Source organism: Alsobacter sp. R-9, assembly GCF_054612375.1.
This window is the reverse complement of sequence record NZ_JBTSWJ010000001.1, coordinates 175418-197096: the sequence shown is the minus strand read 5'-3', so window position 1 is coordinate 197096 and position 21679 is coordinate 175418. Positions and strand designations below refer to the sequence as shown.

Sequence of the window (21679 nt, the reverse complement as noted above, 5' to 3'; positions counted from 1 at the left end):
CCCCGTCAGAGCGCCTTTGCCATCTCGCGCAGCCGGAACTTCTGGATCTTGCCGGTGGAGGTCTTCGGCAGCTCGGTGAACACGATCGTGCGCGGGCACTTGTATCCGGCGAGGTTCTGCCGGCACCACGCAACGAGTTCCTCCTCCGTGGCCGTTTTCCCCGGCTTCAACTCGACGAAGGCGCACGGCGTCTCGCCCCACTTCTCGTCCGGGCGCGCCACCACCGCCGCTGCCTGCACGGCGGGATGCTTGAACAGCGCGTCCTCGACCTCGATCGAGGAGATGTTCTCGCCGCCCGAGATGATGATGTCCTTGGAGCGGTCCTTGAGCTGGATGTAGCCGTCGGGGTGCTTCACGCCGAGGTCGCCGGAGTGGAACCAGCCGCCGGCGAAGGCCTCCTGCGTCGCCTTGGCGTTCTTCAGGTAGCCCTTCATCACCACGTTGCCGCGGAACATGGCCTCGCCCATCGTCGTGCCGTCGGCCGGCACGGGCTGCATGGTCGAGGGGTCAATGATGTCCAGCGCCTCGAGCGCGAGGTAGCGGACGCCCTGCCGGGCCTTCTTGGCGGCCTGGGCGGCCGGTTCCAGCGCGTCCCATTCGGCATGCCAGTCGTTCACGACCGCCGGCCCGTAGGTCTCGGTCAGGCCGTAGAGATGCGTCACGTTGAAGCCAGCGGCCTTCATCGCCGCCAGCACCGCCTCCGGCGGTGGCGCCGCGGCCGTGAAGAACTCGACCACGTGCGGCAGCGGCTTCTTCTCGGCATCGGGGGCGTTGAGCAGCGTCGACATGACGATCGGCGCGCCGCACAGGTGCGTCACCTTGTGGGTGGCGATGGCGTCGTACATCGCAGGCGCCCGCACCTGCCGCAGGCACACATGCGTCCCCGCCACCACCGAGATGGACCATGGGAAGCACCAGCCATTGCAGTGGAACATGGGCAGCGTCCACAGGTAGACGGGATGCTTGCCCATGCCGCAGGTCACGACATTGCCCTGTGCCAGCAGGTAGGCGCCGCGGTGATGATAGACGACGCCCTTCGGGTTGCCCGTCGTGCCGGACGTGTAGTTCAGCGAGATGGCGTCCCACTCGTCGCCCGGAGCGGAGCGGGCATAGCCGGGATCTCCCGAGGCCACGACATCCTCGTAGTCGAGCGTGCCGAGCCGCACGCCGTCGCCCTTGAACTCCGGGTCGTCGTAGTCGATCACGACCGGCTTCACCTTGCACTGCTCCAGGGCGGGCTTGATGATCCTGGAGAACTCGCGGTCGGTGATGAGCACCTTCGCCTCGCCGTGGTCGAGCGAGAAGGCAATGATCGCCGGATCGAGGCGGGTGTTGAGCGTGTTGAGCACGCCGCCCGTCATCGGCACGCCGTAGTGGCACTCCAGCATGGCGGGCGTGTTGGCGAGCATCACCGCCACCGTGTCTCCCCGGCCGATGCCGAGCCGCGCCAGCGCCGAGGCGAGGCGCTTCGAGCGCTCGTGGAACTCCCGGTAGGTGCGGCGCAGGTCACCGTGGATGATGGCGACGCGGTCCGGATACACCTGCGCCGCGCGCTCGAGGAACGTCAGCGGCGTCAGCGGCTGGTAGTTCGCGGGGTTGCGGTCGAGGTCGGTATCGTAGGCCGTGGTCGCCATGTCTCGCTCCTCCGGATCGTGCGCGAGACCCTATTCAGGCCGCATCGGGAGGGTCAATGGGCAAGAGACCGCCCGCGACACCCCCTTCGTCTAGGCCATCAGCCCCCGGAGGCCGTCCCACAGCAGCTTCAGCCCGACGAACAGGGTGAGCGCGTAGATGATGGTGTAGAAGCGCGCCGCGTTGATGCGGCGGATCACCCACACGCCGGCCAGCGTGGCGGCGATGGCGAGGGGAAACATCATCGCCGACAGCGTCACGCTCTCGCGCGTGATCTGCCCCAGCGCCACGTAGGGGATCACCTTGATCATGTTGGTGACGGCGAAGAACATCGTGTTCGTGCCGGCATAGCGCTCGGGCGACAGCCGCAGCGGCATGACGTGCACCTGGAACGGCGGCCCGCCCGCATGGGCGACGAAGCTCGTGTATCCGGCGAGCGCCCCCCAGAAGAGGCTGCCCCCCGTCGTCGCCTGCCGCGGCACGGCCGCCGCGGCGACGAGCGCCTGCCGCTTCCAGTACACGCCGACGAAGGCGATGGCGATGAGCCCCACGAGCACGCGCACGGCGTTCTCGCTCACCCAGGAGGCGATGAACCACCCGACGCCGATGCCGACGACGGAGCCGGCCAGCATCACCAGCACGAGGTTCCGCTCGAAGGCCTTGCGATAGGACCAGACGCTGACGAGGTCCTGCACCACCATGATGGGCAGCATCAGCGCCGCCGCCTGCAGCGGCGACATGACCAGCGAGAGGAGGATCAGCGCGAGGAGCCCGAGGCCCGAGAAGCCGCCCTTGGCGAAGCCCATCAGGATCACCGCGACGGCGGTGGCTGCGAGGATCAGCGGATCGGGCATCGCGGGAAGACGGGAATCCGGGGCGGCAGGTGGGGTGACGAAGGCTGCGTCGGCCGGACCATGACGCCGCCCCCGCCGAAAGTGCAAGCCGTTCCTCGCGCCTGCAGCCCTGCCCTGCGCCCTGCCTGCACCCAAAGTCTCTCCTGACGGCGGCAGCGCCGGATGCTACGCACCGGCTCAACAAGCGCCGGGGGGCGCCCCCGACAATCCGGCGCGCCGGACGAAGGGAGACCGTCCCATGACGACGAGCCGCTACCACGACACCTACGCCAGCTGGAAGGCCGACCCGGTCGCGTTCTGGGGCGAGGCCGCCAAGGCCATCGACTGGATCCGGCCGGCGGACAAGGTGTTCGATCCGCAGGCGGGGGTCTACGGACGCTGGTTCCCCGGCGCCGTCTGCAACACCTGCTGGAACGCGGTCGACCGGCACGTGGCCACGCGCGGCGACCAGGCCGCCATCATCTACGACAGCCCCGTCACGGGCACGAAGCGCAAGGTCACCTACGCGGAACTGCAGCGCGAGGTCGCCGCGCTCGCCGCCGTCATCCAGGACCTCGGCGTGACGAAGGGCGACCGCGTCATCGTCTACATGCCGATGATCCCGGAGGCGCTGGTCGCGATGCTCGCCTGCGCCCGCATCGGCGCCATTCATTCCGTCGTCTTCGGCGGCTTCGCCGCGAAGGAACTGGCCACCCGAATCGAGGACGCGAAGCCCAGGCTCGTGCTCGCCGCCTCCTGCGGCATCGAGCCGAACAGGGTCGTCGCCTACAAGCCGCTGCTCGACGAAGCCATCTCCCTCTCCTCGGCCCCGCCCGCCCACGTCCTGCTGCTGCAGCGCCCGCAGGCGCAGGCCGCGATGACGCCCGGCCGCGACGTCGACTGGGCGGACGCGGTTGGCACCGCGAAGGAGAGCGGCAAGGCCGCCGACTGCGTGCCCGTCGCCGCGACGGACCCGCTCTACGTGCTCTACACCTCCGGCACGACCGGCAAGCCCAAGGGCGTGGTGCGCGACAATGGCGGGCACATGGTGTCGCTCGCCTGGTCGATGACGAACCTCTACGGCAGCGGGCCGGGCGAAGTGTTCTGGGCCGCCTCCGACGTCGGCTGGGTCGTCGGCCACAGCTACATCGTCTACGCGCCGCTGCTCGTCGGCGGGACCACCGTCGTCTACGAGGGGAAGCCGGTCGGCACCCCCGATCCCGGCGCCTTCTGGCGCATGATCTCCGAGTACGGCATCCGCACCCTCTTCACCGCGCCGACCGCTTTCCGCGCGATCAAGAAGGAGGATCCCAACGCGGAGCACCTGAAGCGCTACGACATGGGCTGCTTCCGCGCCCTGTTCCTCGCCGGCGAGCGCGCCGATCCCGACACCGTGCAGTGGGCGGAGCGCATCCTCGGCGTGCCGGTGATCGACCACTGGTGGCAGACGGAGACCGGCTGGGCCATCGCCGGCAACCCGCTCGGCCTCGGCGCCCTGCCGGTGAAGCACGGCTCCCCGACCGTCGCCATGCCTGGCTACGACGTGCAGATCGTCGACGAGGGCGGCAAGCCGGTCGCGGCCAACCAGATGGGCTCGATCGTCGTGAAGCTGCCGCTGCCGCCCGGCTGCCTGCCGACGCTGTGGCAGGCCGACGACCGGTTCAGGGAGAGCTACCTCTCCACCTTCCCCGGCTTCTACAACACGTCCGACGCCGGCTTCATGGACGAGGACGGCTACCTCTTCATCATGGGGCGCACCGACGACATCATCAACGTCGCCGGCCACCGCCTCTCGACGGGCGGCATGGAGGAGGTTCTCGCCTCCCACCCCGATGTCGCCGAGTGCGCGGTGATCGGCATCAAGGACTCGCTGAAGGGCGAGCAGCCCTGCGGCTTCGTGGTGCTCAAGAGCGGGGTTTCGCGCTCGCCGCTGGAGATCGAGAAGGAGATCGTCCAGCTGGTGCGCGACAAGATCGGTCCCGTGGCAGCGTTCAAGATCGCCATCACGGTGAACCGCCTGCCCAAGACCCGCTCAGGCAAGATCCTGCGCGGCACGATGAAGAAGATCGCGGACGGTGACACGTGGTCGATGCCCGCGACGATCGACGATCCCGGCGTCCTCGACGAGATCGCCGCGGCGCTGCAGCACAAGGGCATTTCCTGAGGCAGACTCGCGGTTGAAACGTCGCGCCGCGGCGACCGGAAAAATGCAAGCGCTGGTTCGTTTCGGCGCTGCCTCCCTCGTGCTGAAGTCGTGTCCGTCCTGACGAGGGAGGAGACGATGAGGGTCCACAAGGTGGTGCTCGCCGCAGCCGCGTTCGGCCTCGCGGCGAGCCTGATTGCGCCGGCCGCCGCGGCGACGCGCCAGCCCTGCTCGGGGAAGAAGGGCGGGGTCGAACGCTGCGAGGGCGGCAAGTTCGTCTGCAAGGACGGCTCGAAAAGTTCGTCGAAGAAGATGTGTACCGGTTGACCGCCGGGCGCAGCCCGACCATGCGCCGTCGGCGCCTTGAGGCCGCCCACCCCTCCCCCTAATGTCGCCGCATCGCGAGACATGGGGGCCGGGCATGCGGTTCAAGGACAAGGTGGCGCTGATCACGGGTTCGGCGCAGGGGATCGGGCTGGCCGTGGCGGAGCGGTTCGCGTCGGAGGGCGCCACCGTCGTTCTCTCCGACGTGGATGCCGTGCGTGGCGAGGCGGCCGCCGCCGCGCTGCGCGACGCCGGGCGCAACGCGAGCTTCATCCGCTGCGACGTGACCCGCGAGGAGGACGTGACCGCCTTCGTGGAGGCGGCACTGGCAGCCCATGGCGGCATCGACATCGCGGTCAACAACGCCGGTATCGTCCATGGCGCATCCTTCCTGGACCTCGCGCCGGCGGACTTCGACAGGGTGCTGAGCGTGAACCTGCGGGGTGCCTTCCTGTTCGGGCAGAAGGCGGCGCGCGTGATGGTGAAGCAGGTCGAGGCGGGGCGCGCACCGGGCACCATCGTCAACATGTCGTCGGTGAACGCGCAGGTGACGATCGCCACCCAGACTGCCTACTGCGTGTCGAAGGGCGGGCTCGCACAGCTCACGCGCGTCATGGCGATCTCGCTCGCCCAGTGGGGCATCCGCGTCAACGCCATCGGCCCGGGTTCCATCGCCACCGACATCCTCGCCAAGGTGGCGACGGACGACGCCATGCGCCGCACCCTGCTGTCGCGCACGCCGCTGCTCCGCTTCGGCCAGCCGTCCGAGATCGCGGCCATCGCGGCGTTCCTCGCCTCGGACGACGCGAGCTACGTCACCGGCGAGACGGTGGTGGCCGACGGCGGGCGCATGGCACTGAACTACGTGGTGCCGGTGCCGGAGAACCTGTGACGGGTCAGGCCGCCTCGGGGTCGCGTCCGGCGCCGCGGCCAGCCACCATCCAGTAGACGAGACCCGAGACCGCGCCGGTCAGGAACAGCAGGGCCAGCAGCTTCGTCTCGGTGGGGTCGGGGCCCACGCCACGCGTATGGCCGATCCACGCCGTCGCCGCGGTGAGCAGACCGGAGAGGCCGGCATACCAGACGAAGGAGCGGGCACCCGCCACCTCGCCGACAACCGCCGCGATGAAGGGCGGCAGCAGCAGCAGCGCCGCCGTCAGCGTCCAGAACGCGACGGCGACCGCCATCCACACGCGGTCCGGCGAGTCGGAGGCCGCCATCGATGCAAGCGCAGTGAGGATGCTGCCAAGGGTGAGGTCGGCCGCGAGTTCACGCGTCGCCGGGACCATCAGCCCGCCGATCGAGAGGAACAGCGTGCCCGCGGACCACGCGAGGATCAGTCCGACGATGACGACGAGGATCCGGCGCATCAGTCGTCGCCCGCGCCGACGAAGAGCCCCTCGGCCCCGATGCCGCTTTCCATCATCAGCCGCGCCCGGGCCCGCAGCTTCTCCGTCTCGCTCTTCAGCTGACCGCAGGCGGCGAGGATGTCCCGGCCGCGCGGCGTGCGCACGGGGGACGCGTATCCGGCCCGGAACACCACCTCCGAGAACGCTTCGATCTGCTCCCAGTCCGAGCAGGCGTACTTCGTGCCGGGCCAGGGATTGAAGGGGATCAGGTTGATCTTCGCCGGGATGCCCTTGAGCAGGCGCACCAGCTCGCGCGCGTCGGCGAGGCTGTCGTTCACGTCCTTCAGCATCACGTATTCGAAGGTGATGCGCCGCGCATTCGACAAGCCGGGATAGGCGCGGCAGGCATCGAGCAGGTCGCGGATCGGATACTTCTTGTTGAGGGGCACGAGCTCGTTGCGCAGATCGTCGCGCACGGCATGCAGCGAGATCGCCAGCATGGTGCCGATCTCCTCGCCCGCCCGCGGGATCATCGGAACGACGCCCGACGTCGAGAGCGTGATGCGGCGCCGCGAGAGGGAGAGGCCCTCCCCGTCCGACACCACCGCCACGGCATCCCGCACGTTCTCGAAGTTGTAGAGCGGCTCGCCCATGCCCATGAGGACGATGTTCGACACCGCGCGCTCGGCATCCGGCACCAGCCCGTCGGTCGGCCGCGAGGCGCCCGGCCAGTCGCCGAGGCGGTCACGCGCCACCATCACCTGCGCCACGATCTCAGCGGCGGTCAGGTTGCGCACGAGGCGCTGCGTGCCCGTATGGCAGAACGTGCAGGTCAGCGTGCAACCGACCTGAGAGGACACGCACAGCGTGCCGCGATCGCTCTCGGGGATGTAGACCGCCTCGATCTCGGCGCCACGGTCGGCGGGACCGGTGGAGGGCATCCGGAGCAGCCACTTCCGCGTGCCGTCCACCGAGACCTGTTCGGAGACGATCGTCGGCCGGTCGAGCGTGAACGCGGCGTCGAGCGAGGCCCGCAGGCCCTTGCTGACGTTCGTCATCACGTCGAAAGAGGTCGCACCGCGGAAGTAGATCCAGTGCCAGAGCTGGCCGACCCGCATGCGCAGGTCGCGCGCCGGGACGCCGACGGACGCGAGCGCCTCGCCGAGCTGGTCGCGCGTGAGCCCGACCAGCGAGGGACGGGCGAGGGGCGGGGCGGCGGGAACGAAGGGGCGGGGCGCGGGCGGCGCGGCACCCTCGGCGGGCTTCAGGGTCATGACGGTCGCGAGATCGGGCGGCAATGCCGCAGGTGGCGCGGCCTTACCACATTATCCCGGGCAATCCTATGGCACGGAACGTCCCGCGCGACCGTGGGCCCCGACGGAGGCCTCAGGGGCATTCCTTGCGCACGCGGTCCAGCGCGGCGGCGAACCCATTCAGCCGATAGCGGTCGGTCGACTCGTTGCCCTTGCGGGAGACGGCCTTGACCTGAAGCGTCTGGTTCTGCCCGCGCCGCAGGGCTTCGACGAAGGCGGCATCCTCGGCGGCATTCTTGATCCACGCCGCCGCGCCCTTCGTCACCAGAGCGAAGCTGGTGTTCCCGATGGCGGCAGAGCCGTCGCTGCCCTCCTTGGCGGGGAAGCCGAGCACGACGCTGACCTCGTTGCGGACGCCTTCGGCGGGGCGGCTCGAGACGAAGAGGTACCCCGGGTCGCGGTTGAGGCTCTTCGGCAGCCGCTCGAAGGGCTGGGCCAGCACGTAGCAGACCTTGCCCTTCGGCGTTTCCGACGCGTAGGCGCCCCAATCATTGAACTTGGCGAGTTCGATGGGCTTGCCGCCGCCGGGGGCAGCCGTTTCGGCCGCCTTTGCGGGGGCGGGCTTCGCCGCACTGGCAGCCGGCTTGGCCGGCGTCGCTGGCTTGGCGGGCGTCGCCGGCTTGGGCGCTGCCGTCGCGGGCTTCGGCGCAGCAGGGGCGGCGGGCTTCGGCGGCGTGGTCTGAGCGGCCACGGGGGACGCGACGGCCACGGCCGCGAGGGCCGAGAGCATGGCGACACGAAGAGGGAGCGGCGTCCGAATCATGGAGTGCATGTTAGCGCGACGCGCGAGGCACGCCATCCGGCACCTTGAGTTCGGGTCATCCCGTTCACATTTCAGGAAAGCTTTCGGCGCGCGGCAGGCGGTTGTTTCGCAGCGCGACAAAAAGTGCCAACATATATTGGACCGGTGGTTGACCCGGTCTTTCGGGCGCGTTCCGGCCAGCAGCCGCGCCGCACCTTCAAGTTGCAGCGCAGGATGGGGTCTGGGTTGACGTCACACGCTGAACTGGCGGCACTCGTCGATGCTGTCGCGGCTCGCCGCGACCGCGCCGCCTTTGCGCAGCTGTTTGACCATTTCGTGCCCAGGATCGCAGCCTATCTCCAACGGCTCGGCACCGAGGCGACCCTCGCCGAGGAACTGACGCAGGAGGTCATGGTCACGCTCTGGCGCAAGGCGGACCAGTTCGATCCTTCGAAGTCGTCGGTTCCGACCTGGCTCTACCGCATCGCCCGCAACCGCCGCATCGACCACCTGCGTCGGGACCGGCTCGACTTCGTCGATCCCCTGGAGCCGACGCACGACGTCGGCGAGGATCCGGATGCCGACCGGCTGATCGACCTGCAGCAGCGGGAGGAGCGACTGCGGCTGGCGCTCGACAGTCTGCCGCCGGAGCAACTGGCGCTGGTGCGCCTTGCCTTCTTTGAAGGCTTGTCGCACAGCGAGATCGCGGAGCGCGCCAATCTCCCGCTTGGCACGGTGAAATCCCGCATCCGCCTCGCCTTCACGCGCCTGCGGCGCCTGCTGGAGGCCGACGGCGTGGTCGAGGCCGGCTGATCCCATGAGGGCCGTGCTGTGCCGGGCGTTCGGTCCGCCCGAGAGCCTGGTCGTGGAAGATGTGCCGGAACCGTCCGCAGGCCCCGGACAGGCCGTCGTCGCCGTCAGCGCAGCGGCGCTCAACTTCTTCGACAGCCTGATCATCCAGAACCGGTACCAGTTCAAGCCGGACCTGCCCTTTTCCCCGGCAGCCGAGTTCGCTGGCCGGGTCATGGCGGTGGGAGACGGCGTCGATCCTGCCTGGATCGGCCGTCGCGTCGCCGCCTATGTCGGCTGGGGCGCCTGCCGTGAGAAGATCGCCGTCGATGTCGCCAAGCTCGTGCCGATCCCCGATGGGCTGTCCGACGACGTCGCGGCCGGGCTGATGGTCACCTACGGAACGTCGCTCCACGCCCTCAAGGACCGTGCCCGCCTGCAGCCGGGCGAGACGCTCGCCATCCTCGGCGCCGCCGGGGGTGTCGGCCTCGCGGCCGTCGAGATCGGCCGGTTGATGGGCGCCCGCGTCATCGCCTGCGCCTCGTCGGCGGACAAGCTCGCGGTCGCGAAGGCCCATGGGGCGGACGACCTCCTCGACTACGGGCAGGCCGACCTCAAGGACGGCCTGCGGACGCTGACCGGCGGGCTGGGCGTCGACGTCGTCTACGATCCCGTCGGCGGGTCGCTCGCCGAGGCCGCGCTCCGGGCGATCGCCTGGAAGGGCCGCTTCCTCGTCGTCGGCTTCGCCGCGGGCGAAATCCCGAAGCTGCCGCTCAACCTCGTCCTTCTGAAGGGGTGCGACGTGCTCGGCGTGTTCTGGGGCGCCTTCGCCGAGAAGGAACCCGAGACCCACGCCTCGAACGTCAGGACGCTCTTCGACTGGGCGGCAGCGGGTGCGATTGGAACCGGGCCTGTCGAGGTCCTGCCGCTGGAGCGCACCGGAGACGGCATCCGGCTGATCGCCGAGCGCAAGGCGCTGGGCAAGGTCGTGATCAGGCCCTGATCCTCACGCCGTGGCTTCGGGATCGAGGCCCAGCGTTCCGCGAGCACGCTCGCGGTGCTCGGGCTTGATCGCCCGGGCGACGGACGTCACGGCCGCCGCGATGACCGCAGCATCGTCGCCGAAGCCGATCAGCGGCAGGATGTCGGGCACGAGGTCCGCCGGGAGCACGAAATAGCCAATCGCGCCGAGCAGGATCAGCTTCACGCGACGCTCGGTGGTCGGGTCGGTCGCACAGTACCAGGCGGCCAGCGCGTCCTCGGCGAAGGGGATCCGGCTTCCGAAGCGGCGCATCAGGCCGAAAAGCCCCTCGCCCAGCGTCGCCTCGTCGCGCGCGGCGCGTCGCATGGCCTCGATCTCGGCCTTGCTGAAGGTGGAGCTGAACACGTCGTCGGCCATTCCGTCGGCCCTCCTCGTCGGGAATGAGATGGCCCCGCGCAGCCGCCGCGCAAGGCCTCGCGTCCCGTTTCCTCAGCCAAGGCCCGCGATGCGGTCCATGGCGGACGCAAGTTCGACGTCGAGACCGGTCAGGCCCCCGGCGTCGTGGGTGGTCAGGACAACGTCCACGGTCCGGTAGACGTTGCTCCACTCGGGATGGTGGTCGAGTTTCTCGGCGACCAGCGCGACGCGGGCCATGAAGCCGAAGGCCTCGCTGAAGTCACGGAACACGAACCGCTTCCGGATCGCGTCCCGCCCGTCGACGGGCTCCCAACCCGGCAGGCCGTGCAGCACGGCCTCCCTCTCGGCCCCGATCAGCTTCTTTCCCATGTCCTCACCTCCGCGCCGGCGGCCCGGCCCGCTCAGGACGCGAGCGGGTAGGCCGCTTCCACCACATAGGGTCCTCCGCCGATGGAGGCACGGGAGGAGAACAGCACGAACCGGTCGGCGGTGAAGCTGCGGCGCAGGAAGTGGCCGCGATGGGAGAGGAAGTCCGCCACCTGCCAGGGCGACGTGTCCCGCAGCCGGGCGAGCGTGATGTGCGGCACGAACTTTCTCTTCTCGGGGGCGAGACCGACGCTGCGTGCCAGCTTCTCCTGCTCCGCCTGGAGCTCGCACAGGCGATCGTTCTGCGCGATCCGCGCCACGAGCGCCCGCGGCTTGTCGCCCCCGAACACGTCGAGGCCGCCGATCGTCAGCGTGACCGGGGGCCGCCGGACTGCGCCGAGCATCACTGAAAGGTCACGGGCGCTGGCATCGTCGATGTCACCGACGAAGCGGAGGGTCACATGGTAGTCCTCTGCCTCGACCCATCGCGCGCCCACGAGGCCGCCACGCAGCATCGAGAGCATCTCGGAGACGTCGGAGGGGACCTCTAGACCGGTGAAGAGGCGGGGCATGCGAACCTCCCGCGCGCCGAACATCCGGACGATGGGGCCGAACGAATCCGTCCCCGCGAATACATCCGGATGATGGGGCGGCAGGAGGCGATTCTCAACCCACCCAGCCAGCGCGCCTCACGGGCAGGGATTGCTGTGCAGCTGGTGGATGGCGTCGATCCGGGCCTCGACCTCGGCAGGCAGGGTCACGTCGATCGAGCCGATCGCCGTCTCCAGCTGCGCCATGGACGTGGCGCCGATGATGTTGGCGGTGACGAACGGACGCCCGTTGACGAAGGCGAGCGCCATCTGCGCCGGATCGAGCCCGCTTTCGCGCGCCAGTTCCACGTACTTGCGGATCGCTTCCTCCGCTCCGGGCTTCTCGTAGCGCTGGCCCCGGTTGAACAGCGTCGTGCGTGCCCCGGCCGGGCGGGCGCCGTCGAGGTACTTGCCCGTCAGGTAACCCTGCGCGAGCGGGGAGTAGGCCAGAAGCCCGACGTCCTCGCGCATGCTTACCTCCGCCATGGCCACCTCGTAGGTGCGGTTGAGCAGGTTGTAGGCGTTCTGCACGGACACCACCCGCGGCAGGCCGCGCATCTCCGAAGCCTTCAGGAAGGTCATGGTGCCCCAGGCGCTCTCGTTGGAGAGCCCGACATGGCGGACCTTGCCGGCCTTCACGAAGTCGCCGAGCACCTCGAGAATCTGCTCGATCGGGTTCTCCGGGCCGCGGAACTCGGATTCCCGGAACACGGTCGGGTTGGAGCCCCACGGCACGGGACGGTCCGGCCAGTGCAGCTGGTAGAGGTCGAGATAGTCCGTCCTGAGCCGCTTCAGGGACTTGTCGAGCGCCTCTGTCATCTGTGCCCGGTTGAGCTCGCCCGGGATCCGCGCATCGCGGAACCAGTCCATCGCGCTGCGGCCGATGACCTTGGACGCCAGCACGATCCGGTCGCGGCGGCCACGGGAGGCGAACCACGAGCCAATGATCCGCTCCGTCGATCCCTGGGTCTCCGCCTTCGGCGGGATCGAGTAGAGCTCGGCGGTGTCGAAGAAGTTCACGCCGCGGTCGACGGCATAGTCCATCTGCGCGTGGCCCTCGGCCTCCGTGTTCTGCTGGCCCCAGGTCATCGTGCCGAGGCAGATCATGCTGACGTCGAGGCCGGTGCGGCCGAGCGGGCGGTACTTCATCGGAAACTCCGGGGGGACGGCAGCGCCGGGAACCGGCGCAGAGGCAGGAGGGCAACGGCCGGGTCAGGCCGGGGCGCTACAAAGCATGGACCGGGCCATCCCGCCAGTCCCGGATCGACGCCGCCCCGCGGCCTCGGGGAGAAGGCGCAGAGGGTCAGCTCGACGGCTTGACGGTGGACAGGAAGGCCTCGACCGACGGCAGGATGCGCTCGACGATTACGCCCACGCCCTCGGCCGTCGGATGAATCCCGTCCCGCAGGTTCAGCTTCGCCACGCCGGCGACCCCGTCGAGAAAGAACGGATAGAGCGGCACACCGTACTGCTTCGCGAGGTCCAGGTAGATCCGGTCGAAGGCAGCGGCGTAGTCGGCGCCCATGTTCCGCGGCGCCAGCATGCCGGCCAGCATGACGGCGATCCCACGCGACTTGAGCGTCTCGACGATGGTGGACAGCGCCTTGCGCGTGACGGCCGGGTCGACGCCGCGCAGCGCGTCGTTGGCGCCGAGCTCGACGATCACGGCCTGCGTCCCCTCCGGAACCGACCAGTCGAGGCGATCAAGACCTTGTGAAGCGGTGTCGCCCGAGACGCCGGCGTTCGTGATCTCGACGGCGCGACCGCGGGCACGCAGGGCGGCCTGCAACTGCTCCGGGAACGCGGCGCCTTGCGGCAACTGGTAGCCGGCGCTGAGACTGTCGCCCAGGACGACCAGCCGGATGGGCGTCGCTGCAGTCGCGCCGGTCGTCACGACTGCCGCCACAAGACCGCCCAGCAGGGCGGCGAAGGTGCGCCGGCTGGGCGCGCGGACGGGGATATGCTGGAACTCGACGCGGGTGTCACCATATGACGACGACGATCGCGCGGCCTCGGGGGGGTTCGCTTCGGTCATGCAGGCTCACATCGGTGCAGGCGGCAGGATGGTCAAGGCTATCGAACTCGAGAACGTCGAACTGAGCCTGGGGCGCGGCGCGGCCCGCGTCCACATCCTGAAGGGCGTGTCCCTGACCGTCGACCGCGGCGAGGCCGTCGGCCTCGTCGGCCCGTCGGGATCGGGCAAGTCGACGCTCCTGATGACGCTGGCGGGCCTGGAGCGCCCCGACAGCGGCCGCGTTCGGATCGACGGAGAGGACCTCGCGCCGCTCGACGAGGACGGTCTGGCCCGGTTCAGGGGCCGCCGGATCGGCATCGTCTTCCAGTCCTTCCACCTCCTGCCCACGATGAGCGCACTCGAGAACGTCGCCATTCCGCTCGAACTGGCGGGCATCGCCGGCGCCCGGGACAAGGCGGCCGCCGAACTGGAGGCCGTCGGCCTCGGGCACCGCCTTTCCCATTTTCCGGCCCAGCTGTCGGGCGGCGAACAACAGCGCGTGGCGCTGGCGCGGGCGCTGGCTCCCGATCCGGCCATCGTCGTGGCCGACGAGCCCACAGGAAACCTCGACGAGCGAACCGGCAGCCAGATCGTCGACCTGCTGTTCCAGATGAAGCGCGAGCGCGGCACGACGCTGGTGCTCGTGACGCACGACCGCGGGCTGGCGCAGCGCTGCGACCGCATGATCACGCTGCGGTCCGGCCGCATCGTGACCGGCCCCGAGCAGACGGTGGCGGCATGACGCTGGCGCTCGAACGACCGGCCGCCCAGCCGACGGAAGGCGCCGGGCTGTCGCTGACCCTGCGCCTCGCCGGGCGCAACCTGCGGCACGGGATCCGCGGATTCGGCATCTTCCTCGCGTGCATTGCGCTCGGCGTCGCGGCGATCGCCGGCGTCGGCTCGGTCGCGCGCTCCCTTACCGACGGCCTCGCCTCGCAGGGCCGGCTCATCCTCGGGGGCGACGTCGCCGCGAGCTTGCTCCAGCGCGAGGCGACGGCCGACGAACTGGCCGTGATCCGGCGCTTCGGTGCCGTCACGACCGTCGCCACCATGCGCGCGATGGTGCGCAAGCCGGACGGCACCTCGTCGCTGGTGGAGCCGAAGGCGATTGATGGCGCCTACCCGGCGGTCGGGTCGGTGGTCCTCGACCCGCCGGGTCCGATCGCTGCGGCCGTCGCCCCCAAGGGGGCGTCCTTCGGCGCCGTAGCCGACGCGGCGCTCTTCGCGCGCCTTGGCCTCAAGATCGGCGACACGGTCCGTCTCGGCGACGCCAATCTGGTCCTCACTGCGGAACTTGTCTCGGAGCCTGACAAGGTCTCCGCCGGCATCAATTTCGGCCCGCGCATCATCGTCAGCCAAGACGCGCTGCGCGCGTCGGGCCTGCTCGTGCCCGGCAGCCTTGTCCGGTGGAACCATCGTGTCGTGCTCTCCGGAGCCTCGGACGACCGAAGGTTGCAGGAGTTCGCCGACACGCTGCAGCGGGAGCTGCCCCAGTCGGGCTTCGAGGTCCGCTCCCGGGTCAACGCGGCGCCGCAGTTCCAGCGCAACATCGAGCGATTCACCCAGTTCCTGACCCTCGTCGGCCTCGCCGCGCTGGTCGTGGGCGGCGTGGGCGTGGCCAACGCCGTCTCGGCCTACGTGGATCGGCGTCGCGCCTCGCTCGCCACCCTCAAGAGCCTTGGCGCCACGGGCGGGCGCGTCTTCGTCATCGCGCTGGCGGAGGTGCTCGTGCTCGCCGGCTTCGGCGTGGTGATTGGTCTGGTTGCGGCAGCGATCCTGCCGTTCGCACTCACCGCGACGGTCGGCCACCTCCTGCCGGTCCCGCTGGAGCCCCACCTCTACCCGCGCGAACTCGGCCTCGGCGCCCTCTACGGGCTGATGACGGCGCTGGCCTTCTCGCTCTGGCCGCTCGGGCGGGTCCACGACATCCCGGTCTCCGCCCTCTTCCGCGATGCGGTCGAGCCCGGGCGGCGCTGGCCGCGTCGCCGCTACATCCTGCTCACCATCGCCGCCGTCGCGGCGCTGGCCGGCAGCGCCATCGCCTTCTCGTATGACAAGCGCATCGCCATCGGCGCCGTCGTCGGCACGGCCGGCGCCTTCGTCCTGCTGCGGCTTGTGGGGGCGGCCATGATGGCGGGCGCCGCTCGCATTCCCCGGCCGAAGACCACCGAGCTGCGGCTGGCGCTGACCAACGTGCACCGGCCCGGCGCGCCGACCCCCTCCCTCGTGCTGTCGCTCGGCCTCGGCGTGACGCTGCTGGTGACGCTGGCGCTGATCGACGGGACCATCCGCACCCAGCTGGCGCGCTCCCTGCCCGACCGGGCGCCGAGCTTCTTCTTCCTCGACGTGCCGAGTCGCGAGGTGGAGCGCTTCGACGGCTTCCTCGCCCAGAACGCAGCCGGCGCCCGCGTCGAGCGCGTCCCGATGATGCGCGGGCGCCTCGTCGCGCTGAACGGCGTCCGGGCCTCCGAGGTCAAGGCGGCCGAGAACGCGCAGTGGGTGCTGGAGGGAGACCGCGGCATCACCTTCTCGCCGGCGCTGCCGGAGGGTTCGCGGCTGGTGGAGGGCACCTGGTGGGCCCCCGACCACCGCGGGGAGCGACTCGTCTCCTTCGACGCCGAGGTCGCCGCCGGCCTCGGCCTGAAGATCGGCGACACGATCACCGTCAACGTGCTCGGCCGCGACATCTCGGCCAAGGTCGCGAATTTCCGCCGGGTCGAGTGGCAGACGCTCGGGATCAACTTCGTGATGGTGTTTTCGCCGAATACCTTCGCCGGCGCGCCGCACACCAACCTCGCCACCGTGACCTTCCCCGGCGGGGCCACGGCCGAGCAGGAGGCACGTATCCTCGCCGCGGCGGGGCGGGACTTCCCCAACGTCACCAGTGTCCGCGTCAAGGACGCGCTCGAGGCGGTCAACGAGGTCGTGGGCCAGCTCGCCATGGCGATCCGAGGCGCCAGCTCGGTCGCCATCCTCGCCAGCATCCTCGTCCTCGCCGGCGCGCTGGCCTCCGGCCACAGGGCCCGCGTGTACGACGCGGTGGTGATGAAGACGCTCGGGGCCACCCGCGGCCGGCTGCTCGCCGCCTACATCCTCGAATACGGGATCATCGGGCTGGCAACGGCAGTCTTTGGCGCGCTGGCCGGAGGTATCGCCGCATGGTGGGTGCTCACGACGGTGATGAAGCTGTCGTTCACCTGGGACATCGGCGGCGCTCTTCTTGTCGCCGGCGGCGCCATCGCCCTGACGATCCTCCTTGGGCTCATTGGAACTTGGCGTATCCTCGGGCAGAAGCCGGCGCCTTATCTACGGAACCTGTAAGTGTAATTCACGGGGCGTTCAGTCTAGGTTGCGACTCTTCTGTATGGTGCCGCCGTGGCGACTCCTTTCGACGCGGCGGAAGGACGCGAACTTCTGCACGCCCCTTGTTTTTCGCAAATCAGCCCCTCATATTCCTTGCAACGTCGGGATCCCCCGGCGGCAGAGTTTCTGAATCCGCTCTTCGAGAGGACTCACATGTCTAACTACGATCGCAACGCTGCAGCGCCGTTCGGCACGGGTTACTCCCGCGTCGGCGCCGCCGAGTACGATATGGGCCTGCGCGCCTATATGCTCGGCATCTACAACCACATGACGCTGGCGCTGGCGATCTCGGCGCTGGTCGCCCTCGGCGTGGGCATGGCCTCCATGACCACCGATCCGTCCGCCGCGGCGGCCCGGATGGGCAGCGTCTACCTGACGAGCTTCGGCGTCGCCCTCTACGGCAGCCCGCTGAAGTGGGTCGTCATGCTCGCCCCGCTGGCATTCGTGTTCTTCCTGTCGTTCCGCTTCGACCGGATGAGCTACTCGTCGCTGCTGACGACCTTCTGGGCGTTCGCGGCGGTGATGGGCCTGTCGATGGGCTCGATCTTCCTCGTCTTCAAGATGGGCAGCATCGTCCAGACGCTGTTCATCACGGCGGCGGCCTTCGGCGGTCTCTCGCTGATCGGCTACACGACGAAGAAGAACCTGTCCGGCATGGGCGCCTTCCTGATCATGGGCGTCTGGGGCCTCGTGATCGCGAGCCTGGTCAACCTGTTCTTCCAGAGCGGCACGTTCCAGTTCGTGATCAACATCGTCGGCCTGCTCGTCTTTGCCGGCCTGACGGCGTGGGACACGCAGCGCCTGAAGAACGAGTACGACGTGGTCGCTGGTGACAGCGAACTGGCCGGCAAGGCCTCGGTGATGGGTGCCCTGTCGCTCTACCTGAACTTCATCAACATGTTCCAGATGCTCCTGTCGCTGGTCGGCCAGCGCAACGAGTAAGCGGAACGGCACGATGTGCTAGATAAGGCCCCGGGAGACCGGGGCCTTTTTCGTTTGGGGAGGCGCATGACCATCCGTGACGCGACGGCGGCCGACATGGAGGCGGTGGCCACGATCTATGCCGACGCCGTTCTCAACGGGACGGCGTCGTTCGAGCTCGAGCCCCCCGCGGTCGGCGAGATGCGGCAGCGCTGGGAGCGGGTCGTCGAGGCGGCCATGCCGTGGCTGGTGCTCGAACGCGCCGGCCGGATCGCGGGCTACGCCTATGCCGGGGCCTACCGGCCAAGGCCTGCCTACCGCTTCGCCGTCGAGGATTCGATCTACGTGGACCCGGCGTGCCACGGCCAGGGAGTGGGCCGGGCGCTGCTGGAAGCCCTCGTCGCGCGTTGCACGGACCTTGGGATGCGCCGGATGGTGGCGGTGATCGGGGATAGCCGGAGCACAGGGTCGATCGCGCTGCACGCCTCCTGCGGCTTCATCGCGGCCGGGATCGTGCCCTGCGTCGGTTGGAAGCACGGGCGCTGGCTCGACCAGGTCCTCATGCAGCGCCCGCTCGGCGCCGGCGACGCGACGCCGCCATCGCGCTGAACGAAGGCCGTGCTAGAGGTCGACGAGCTTCACCGGCTTGTCGAGGACCCTCAGCACACGGTCGAGATCGTGGCCGCGCTTGAGCACCAGGCCGCTCTGCGTCACGACCGAATAGGCGCCCTGGCGGCGGGCCAGGCGTGGATCCTTCTCGACCCGGTAGAGCGGATACTCGGTCGCGCGGCGGTAAACGCTGAAGACCGCACGGTCCCTGAGGAAGTCGAGTGCATAGTCGCGCCACTCGCCTTCCGCCACCTTCCGGCCGTAGAGATTGAACAGCTGCCGCAGCTCCTCGCGGTCGAAGACGACCTGCTGGGGCGCCGGGCCCGGTGGCGGGGTCGCCGGCCCGGGGCCGGGGCGCCACGCCACCGAAACGGGCTCCGAGACGTCGCTCTCGCTCATCGCGCCTCCTGCGATCGGCTGTCGGGAACCGACAGATTGGCACGCCGGCACCCCGCAGGGAACGCGGAATCGTCGACCCGGTTCAATGCCCGCCGCGGTCAAGGAAACGTCACCGGATGCCACGATTTTGCCCCGAGCACGGCCAACGGAGGCCGCACTGCCCGGTGAATCTGCTCACGTTGCGAAGGGTTTGCCGCCGGGCTCGGAATCGATCAGCCCCCAGCCCCCCGGGCTCGGACGGTACACTCCGCGACGGATACCCTGCCCCTAGGGCCGGTCCGAAAGGACCGGCCCTTTTCCTTTGCGGCGACCGCGACGACGGCGTCTTGAAAAAGCACGGCCCTGGCTCGATATGCAGGACGCGCGGCCTGCGCCGCGAACCCATGCACTGACAGAACGAGGCACCCGTGGACACGGATACCCTGAGCACGAGCCCGGGAGCGGCCGAGAGCCGTCCGTTCGAAGCCGACGTCTCGCGGCTTCTGCACCTCATGGTCCATTCGGTCTATTCCGACCGGGACATCTTCCTGCGCGAGCTGATCGCCAACGCCGCCGATGCCTGCGAGAAGCTTCGCACGCTGGCGCTCCAGCAGGCCGACCTGCTCGGCGACGACACCCGCCTCCACGTGGTCATCCGCCTCGACAAGGAGGCCCGCACCCTGACCGTGGCCGACAACGGCATCGGCATGAGCCGCGACGAGATGCTGGAGGCGCTTGGCACCATCGCCCGCTCCGGCACCAAGGCCTTCATCGAGGCACTCGGCGAGCAGGGCGACGGGTCGCGGCTGATCGGCCAGTTCGGGGTCGGCTTCTATTCCGCGTTCATGGTCGCCGGCCGGGTGGACGTCGTCAGCCGCCGGGCGGGAACGGCCGAGGCGTGGTGCTGGTCGTCCGACGGGCACGGCACCTACACGATCGAGCCGCGCGACCTCGATGACGCCCCCGCCCGCGGCACCCGCGTGATCCTGCATCTGTCGGAGGACGCCGCCGACTATGCCGAACCCTGGACCGTCGAGCGCATCGTCAAGGCGCACGGCAGTGCCATCCCGGTCCCCGTCGAGCTGGTCGAGGCCGAAGGCGCGGAGCCACGGTCCGTCACCGACGGCACGGCGCTGTGGACGAAGCCGAAGTCGTCGATCACGGCGGACGAATACAAGGCCTTCTACCAGTCGCTGGGCGGCCAGTTCGACGATCCGGCGATGACGCTGCACTGGCGCGCCGAGGGCCGGCACGAATACTCCGTGCTCGCCTTCGTGCCCTCGCAGCCGCCGTTCGCGCTGTTCGACCCGATGCGCAAGGGCCGCATGAAGCTCTACGTGCGGCGGATGTTCATCGCCGACGACATCGAGATCCTGCCCGGCTACCTGCGCTTCGTCAGCGGGATCGTCGATTCCGCCGACCTGCCGCTGAACCTCTCCCGCGAGACGATCCAGGAAAGCGCGATCCTCGGCGCCATCCGCAAGGGCGTCACCAACCGCGTGCTCTCCGACCTCGAGAAGCTCGCGGAGAATGACGCGGAGGCCTACGGGAAGGTCTGGAACGCCTTCGGCGCCGTGTTGAAGGAAGGTCTTTACGAGGACATGGAACGCCGCGACCAGCTGTACAAGCTGGCCCGCTTCACCACGTCCACCCATCCGGACGGCGACCGCTCGCTCAAGGCCTATGTCGAGGCCCTGCGCCCCAACCAGACCGCGATCTGGTACCTCGTCGGCGACGACAAGGCCCGCCTCGCCGCCAGCCCGCATCTGGAGGGTTTCCGCGCCCGCGGGATCGAGGTGCTGCTCCTGTCCGATCCCGTCGATGCGTTCTGGGTGAACGCGGCGATCGGCTTCGAGGGCAAGCCGTTCAAGTCGGTGACGCAGGGCGCCGCCGACATCGACCTCGTCCCCCTGCTCGACGAGACGGCGACGCCGCCGGCCGCGGACGTGGACGCGAAGGTCGCGACGCTGCTCGCCTTCTTCAAGGAGACGCTGGAGGACCATGTCGAGACGGTGCGCGCCTCGAACCGCCTCGCCGACAGCGCGAGCTGCCTCGTCGCCGCCGAGCACGGGCCGGACCGCGGGCTGGAGAAGCTGCTCGCCGCCAGCGGCAGGGCCACGGGCGGCCAGAAGCCGGTGCTGGAGATCAACACCCGGCTGACACTGGTGCAGTCGCTCGCCGAGAAGTTTGCCACGGGTGGCGACCGCGACGCGATCGGCGACGCGGCCCACCTCCTGCTCGACCAGGCGCGCGCCGCGGAGGGCCTGCCGCCCGTCGACCCGGCCGCGTCGGCGAAGCGCCTCAACGCGCTGCTGGCGAAGGCGCTCGGCTGAGCACAGGCGTCGGCGCGTGGAGGACGCCTACCGCGCCTGCGCGTGGTAGGCGTCGTTCGGGCGCATGTCGACGGCGGACGCCATGCGGTTCGACATGTTGTAGAAGGCCGCGACCGCGGCGATGTCCCAGATGTCGCGGTCGCCGAAGCCCACGTCCCGCAGGGCCTGCCGGTCCTCCTCGCCGATGCCATGGCTGTCGCGCGTGATCCTGGCGGCGAAGGACAGCATGGCCCGGTGCCGGGGCGACAGGTCCGCCGCGCGCCAGTTCGTCGCCATGAGCTCGCCGAGGATGGGGTCGCCGGAGAGTTGCCGAACCGCGGCCCCGTGGGCGACGACGCAGTAGAAGCAGCGGTTCTCGGACGATACCACGACCGCAATCATCTCGCGCTCGAGCTTGCTCAGGCCCGAGGGCGCAAGCATCAGGTCGTTATAGAAGGCGACGAATGCCTCCAGCTTCGCCATGTCGTGCGCGTAGGCCGAGAGGACATTGGGGATGAAGCCGATCTTCTCCCGGCACTTCTCGAAATAGGCCGCCATCGCCGGGGAGAGGTCGGCCTGGGCGAGATCGAGCGCCATCGGAG

The 21679-nt window shown here is 69.5% G+C and carries 22 protein-coding genes; 10 read left to right on the top strand and 12 right to left on the bottom strand.

Annotated features, from left to right (window positions below):
- Positions 1-5: 5 nt before the first annotated feature.
- Both ACX9GQ_RS00930 and ACX9GQ_RS00925 read right to left on the bottom strand, forming a co-directional pair.
- Complete coding sequence (locus tag ACX9GQ_RS00930) at positions 6-1634, bottom strand: acyl-CoA synthetase (RefSeq protein ID WP_459627645.1); 1629 nt, start codon at positions 1632-1634, stop codon at positions 6-8.
- A gap of 90 nt (positions 1635-1724) precedes the next feature.
- On the bottom strand, positions 1725-2486 hold the full coding sequence (locus ACX9GQ_RS00925) for a sulfite exporter TauE/SafE family protein (protein WP_459627644.1): 762 nt from the start codon (positions 2484-2486) through the stop codon (positions 1725-1727).
- Positions 2487-2724: 238 nt separating this feature from the next.
- Here ACX9GQ_RS00925 and ACX9GQ_RS00920 point away from each other — a divergent pair, with 238 nt between their 5' ends.
- The 3 genes from ACX9GQ_RS00920 to ACX9GQ_RS00910 all read left to right on the top strand — a co-directional run bounded on the left by ACX9GQ_RS00920 (position 2725) and on the right by ACX9GQ_RS00910 (position 5824).
- Positions 2725-4629: a propionyl-CoA synthetase gene (locus tag ACX9GQ_RS00920; protein ID WP_459627643.1), complete on the top strand. Its 1905-nt coding sequence runs from the start codon at positions 2725-2727 to the stop codon at positions 4627-4629.
- Between the two features lie 117 nt (positions 4630-4746).
- Positions 4747-4935 (top strand): YdcA family protein, encoded by a 189-nt coding sequence (locus ACX9GQ_RS00915; RefSeq protein ID WP_459627642.1) that lies wholly within the window; start codon positions 4747-4749, stop codon positions 4933-4935.
- Between the two features lie 94 nt (positions 4936-5029).
- Positions 5030-5824: an SDR family NAD(P)-dependent oxidoreductase gene (locus tag ACX9GQ_RS00910; RefSeq protein WP_459627641.1), complete on the top strand. Its 795-nt coding sequence runs from the start codon at positions 5030-5032 to the stop codon at positions 5822-5824.
- Positions 5825-5828: 4 nt separating this feature from the next.
- Here the strand turns inward: ACX9GQ_RS00910 and ACX9GQ_RS00905 are convergent, their stop codons facing one another.
- From ACX9GQ_RS00905 to ACX9GQ_RS00895, 3 genes are all read right to left on the bottom strand, one after another.
- Complete coding sequence (locus ACX9GQ_RS00905) at positions 5829-6302, bottom strand: hypothetical protein (protein WP_459627640.1); 474 nt, start codon at positions 6300-6302, stop codon at positions 5829-5831.
- Positions 6302-7555 (bottom strand): dual-specificity RNA methyltransferase RlmN, encoded by a 1254-nt coding sequence (rlmN, locus tag ACX9GQ_RS00900; RefSeq protein WP_459627639.1) that lies wholly within the window; start codon positions 7553-7555, stop codon positions 6302-6304. The genes ACX9GQ_RS00905 and rlmN overlap by 1 nt, the downstream gene beginning before the upstream one ends.
- 112 nt (positions 7556-7667) lie before the next feature.
- Positions 7668-8324: an invasion associated locus B family protein gene (locus tag ACX9GQ_RS00895; protein WP_459627638.1), complete on the bottom strand. Its 657-nt coding sequence runs from the start codon at positions 8322-8324 to the stop codon at positions 7668-7670.
- Positions 8325-8570: 246 nt separating this feature from the next.
- On the opposite strand from ACX9GQ_RS00895, the gene ACX9GQ_RS00890 reads away from it, so the two are divergent.
- Both ACX9GQ_RS00890 and ACX9GQ_RS00885 read left to right on the top strand, forming a co-directional pair.
- The gene (locus ACX9GQ_RS00890; protein WP_459627637.1) at positions 8571-9149 is read left to right on the top strand and encodes a sigma-70 family RNA polymerase sigma factor; all 579 of its coding nucleotides are present in this window, start codon (positions 8571-8573) and stop codon (positions 9147-9149) included.
- 4 nt (positions 9150-9153) lie between these two features.
- On the top strand, positions 9154-10128 hold the full coding sequence (locus tag ACX9GQ_RS00885) for an NADPH:quinone oxidoreductase family protein (protein ID WP_459627636.1): 975 nt from the start codon (positions 9154-9156) through the stop codon (positions 10126-10128).
- A gap of 3 nt (positions 10129-10131) precedes the next feature.
- On the opposite strand, the gene ACX9GQ_RS00880 is transcribed toward ACX9GQ_RS00885, so the two are convergent.
- The 5 genes from ACX9GQ_RS00880 to ACX9GQ_RS00860 form a co-directional block, all read right to left on the bottom strand.
- Positions 10132-10524 (bottom strand): YkvA family protein, encoded by a 393-nt coding sequence (locus ACX9GQ_RS00880; protein WP_459627635.1) that lies wholly within the window; start codon positions 10522-10524, stop codon positions 10132-10134.
- Between the two features lie 72 nt (positions 10525-10596).
- Positions 10597-10893: a 4a-hydroxytetrahydrobiopterin dehydratase gene (locus ACX9GQ_RS00875; protein WP_459627634.1), complete on the bottom strand. Its 297-nt coding sequence runs from the start codon at positions 10891-10893 to the stop codon at positions 10597-10599.
- Between the two features lie 32 nt (positions 10894-10925).
- Complete coding sequence (gene thpR, locus ACX9GQ_RS00870; RefSeq protein ID WP_459627633.1) at positions 10926-11462, bottom strand: RNA 2',3'-cyclic phosphodiesterase; 537 nt, start codon at positions 11460-11462, stop codon at positions 10926-10928.
- 117 nt (positions 11463-11579) lie between these two features.
- Positions 11580-12629, bottom strand: a complete 1050-nt coding sequence (locus ACX9GQ_RS00865; RefSeq protein ID WP_459627632.1) for an aldo/keto reductase — start codon at positions 12627-12629, stop codon at positions 11580-11582.
- A 154-nt stretch (positions 12630-12783) separates the two neighbouring features.
- A complete protein-coding gene (locus ACX9GQ_RS00860; protein WP_459627631.1) occupies positions 12784-13515 on the bottom strand; it encodes an arylesterase in 732 nt (243 codons plus the stop codon).
- Between the two features lie 28 nt (positions 13516-13543).
- Between ACX9GQ_RS00860 and ACX9GQ_RS00855 the strand changes: the two genes are divergently transcribed.
- The 4 genes from ACX9GQ_RS00855 (at position 13544) to ACX9GQ_RS00840 (ending at position 18387) form a co-directional block, all read left to right on the top strand.
- Positions 13544-14236: an ABC transporter ATP-binding protein gene (locus tag ACX9GQ_RS00855; protein WP_459627630.1), complete on the top strand. Its 693-nt coding sequence runs from the start codon at positions 13544-13546 to the stop codon at positions 14234-14236.
- Positions 14233-16815 carry an ABC transporter permease gene (locus ACX9GQ_RS00850; RefSeq protein ID WP_459627629.1) on the top strand — a complete coding sequence of 861 codons (2583 nt, stop codon included), beginning with the start codon at positions 14233-14235 and terminating at the stop codon, positions 16813-16815. Before ACX9GQ_RS00855 ends, ACX9GQ_RS00850 begins: the two co-directional genes overlap by 4 nt.
- A gap of 195 nt (positions 16816-17010) precedes the next feature.
- A complete protein-coding gene (locus tag ACX9GQ_RS00845) occupies positions 17011-17799 on the top strand; it encodes a Bax inhibitor-1/YccA family protein (protein WP_459627628.1) in 789 nt (262 codons plus the stop codon).
- A gap of 66 nt (positions 17800-17865) precedes the next feature.
- The gene (locus tag ACX9GQ_RS00840; RefSeq protein WP_459627627.1) at positions 17866-18387 is read left to right on the top strand and encodes an N-acetyltransferase family protein; all 522 of its coding nucleotides are present in this window, start codon (positions 17866-17868) and stop codon (positions 18385-18387) included.
- Positions 18388-18399: 12 nt separating this feature from the next.
- Here the strand turns inward: ACX9GQ_RS00840 and ACX9GQ_RS00835 are convergent, their stop codons facing one another.
- Complete coding sequence (locus tag ACX9GQ_RS00835) at positions 18400-18786, bottom strand: DUF2794 domain-containing protein (RefSeq protein ID WP_459627626.1); 387 nt, start codon at positions 18784-18786, stop codon at positions 18400-18402.
- Between the two features lie 407 nt (positions 18787-19193).
- Between ACX9GQ_RS00835 and htpG the strand changes: the two genes are divergently transcribed.
- Positions 19194-21098, top strand: a complete 1905-nt coding sequence (htpG, locus tag ACX9GQ_RS00830) for a molecular chaperone HtpG (protein WP_459627625.1) — start codon at positions 19194-19196, stop codon at positions 21096-21098.
- Between the two features lie 27 nt (positions 21099-21125).
- Here htpG and ACX9GQ_RS00825 read toward each other — a convergent pair whose 3' ends face one another.
- Positions 21126-21674, bottom strand: coding sequence for a peroxidase-related enzyme (locus ACX9GQ_RS00825; protein WP_459627994.1), 549 nt, complete (start codon positions 21672-21674; stop codon positions 21126-21128).
- Positions 21675-21679: the final 5 nt, after the last annotated feature.

What these genes read in the sequence shown, in the direction of transcription:
- ACX9GQ_RS00865 (WP_459627632.1), bottom strand. Translation starts at nt 12,629, where the DNA reads ATGAAGTACCGCCCGCTCGGCCGCACCGGCCTCGACGTCAGCATGATC.
- ACX9GQ_RS00885 (WP_459627636.1), top strand. Translation starts at nt 9,154, where the DNA reads ATGAGGGCCGTGCTGTGCCGGGCGTTCGGTCCGCCCGAGAGCCTGGTC.
- ACX9GQ_RS00840 (WP_459627627.1), top strand. Translation starts at nt 17,866, where the DNA reads ATGACCATCCGTGACGCGACGGCGGCCGACATGGAGGCGGTGGCCACG.
- ACX9GQ_RS00895 (WP_459627638.1), bottom strand. Translation starts at nt 8,324, where the DNA reads ATGCTCTCGGCCCTCGCGGCCGTGGCCGTCGCGTCCCCCGTGGCCGCT.
- ACX9GQ_RS00890 (WP_459627637.1), top strand. Translation starts at nt 8,571, where the DNA reads ATGGGGTCTGGGTTGACGTCACACGCTGAACTGGCGGCACTCGTCGAT.
- ACX9GQ_RS00925 (WP_459627644.1), bottom strand. Translation starts at nt 2,486, where the DNA reads ATGCCCGATCCGCTGATCCTCGCAGCCACCGCCGTCGCGGTGATCCTG.
- thpR (WP_459627633.1), bottom strand. Translation starts at nt 11,462, where the DNA reads ATGCCCCGCCTCTTCACCGGTCTAGAGGTCCCCTCCGACGTCTCCGAG.
- ACX9GQ_RS00825 (WP_459627994.1), bottom strand. Translation starts at nt 21,674, where the DNA reads ATGGCGCTCGATCTCGCCCAGGCCGACCTCTCCCCGGCGATGGCGGCC.
- ACX9GQ_RS00910 (WP_459627641.1), top strand. Translation starts at nt 5,030, where the DNA reads ATGCGGTTCAAGGACAAGGTGGCGCTGATCACGGGTTCGGCGCAGGGG.
- ACX9GQ_RS00845 (WP_459627628.1), top strand. Translation starts at nt 17,011, where the DNA reads ATGTCTAACTACGATCGCAACGCTGCAGCGCCGTTCGGCACGGGTTAC.
- ACX9GQ_RS00905 (WP_459627640.1), bottom strand. Translation starts at nt 6,302, where the DNA reads ATGCGCCGGATCCTCGTCGTCATCGTCGGACTGATCCTCGCGTGGTCC.
- ACX9GQ_RS00860 (WP_459627631.1), bottom strand. Translation starts at nt 13,515, where the DNA reads ATGACCGAAGCGAACCCCCCCGAGGCCGCGCGATCGTCGTCGTCATAT.
- ACX9GQ_RS00915 (WP_459627642.1), top strand. Translation starts at nt 4,747, where the DNA reads ATGAGGGTCCACAAGGTGGTGCTCGCCGCAGCCGCGTTCGGCCTCGCG.
- ACX9GQ_RS00835 (WP_459627626.1), bottom strand. Translation starts at nt 18,786, where the DNA reads ATGAGCGAGAGCGACGTCTCGGAGCCCGTTTCGGTGGCGTGGCGCCCC.
- ACX9GQ_RS00850 (WP_459627629.1), top strand. Translation starts at nt 14,233, where the DNA reads ATGACGCTGGCGCTCGAACGACCGGCCGCCCAGCCGACGGAAGGCGCC.
- ACX9GQ_RS00875 (WP_459627634.1), bottom strand. Translation starts at nt 10,893, where the DNA reads ATGGGAAAGAAGCTGATCGGGGCCGAGAGGGAGGCCGTGCTGCACGGC.
- ACX9GQ_RS00930 (WP_459627645.1), bottom strand. Translation starts at nt 1,634, where the DNA reads ATGGCGACCACGGCCTACGATACCGACCTCGACCGCAACCCCGCGAAC.
- ACX9GQ_RS00855 (WP_459627630.1), top strand. Translation starts at nt 13,544, where the DNA reads ATGGTCAAGGCTATCGAACTCGAGAACGTCGAACTGAGCCTGGGGCGC.
- ACX9GQ_RS00880 (WP_459627635.1), bottom strand. Translation starts at nt 10,524, where the DNA reads ATGGCCGACGACGTGTTCAGCTCCACCTTCAGCAAGGCCGAGATCGAG.
- ACX9GQ_RS00920 (WP_459627643.1), top strand. Translation starts at nt 2,725, where the DNA reads ATGACGACGAGCCGCTACCACGACACCTACGCCAGCTGGAAGGCCGAC.
- rlmN (WP_459627639.1), bottom strand. Translation starts at nt 7,555, where the DNA reads ATGACCCTGAAGCCCGCCGAGGGTGCCGCGCCGCCCGCGCCCCGCCCC.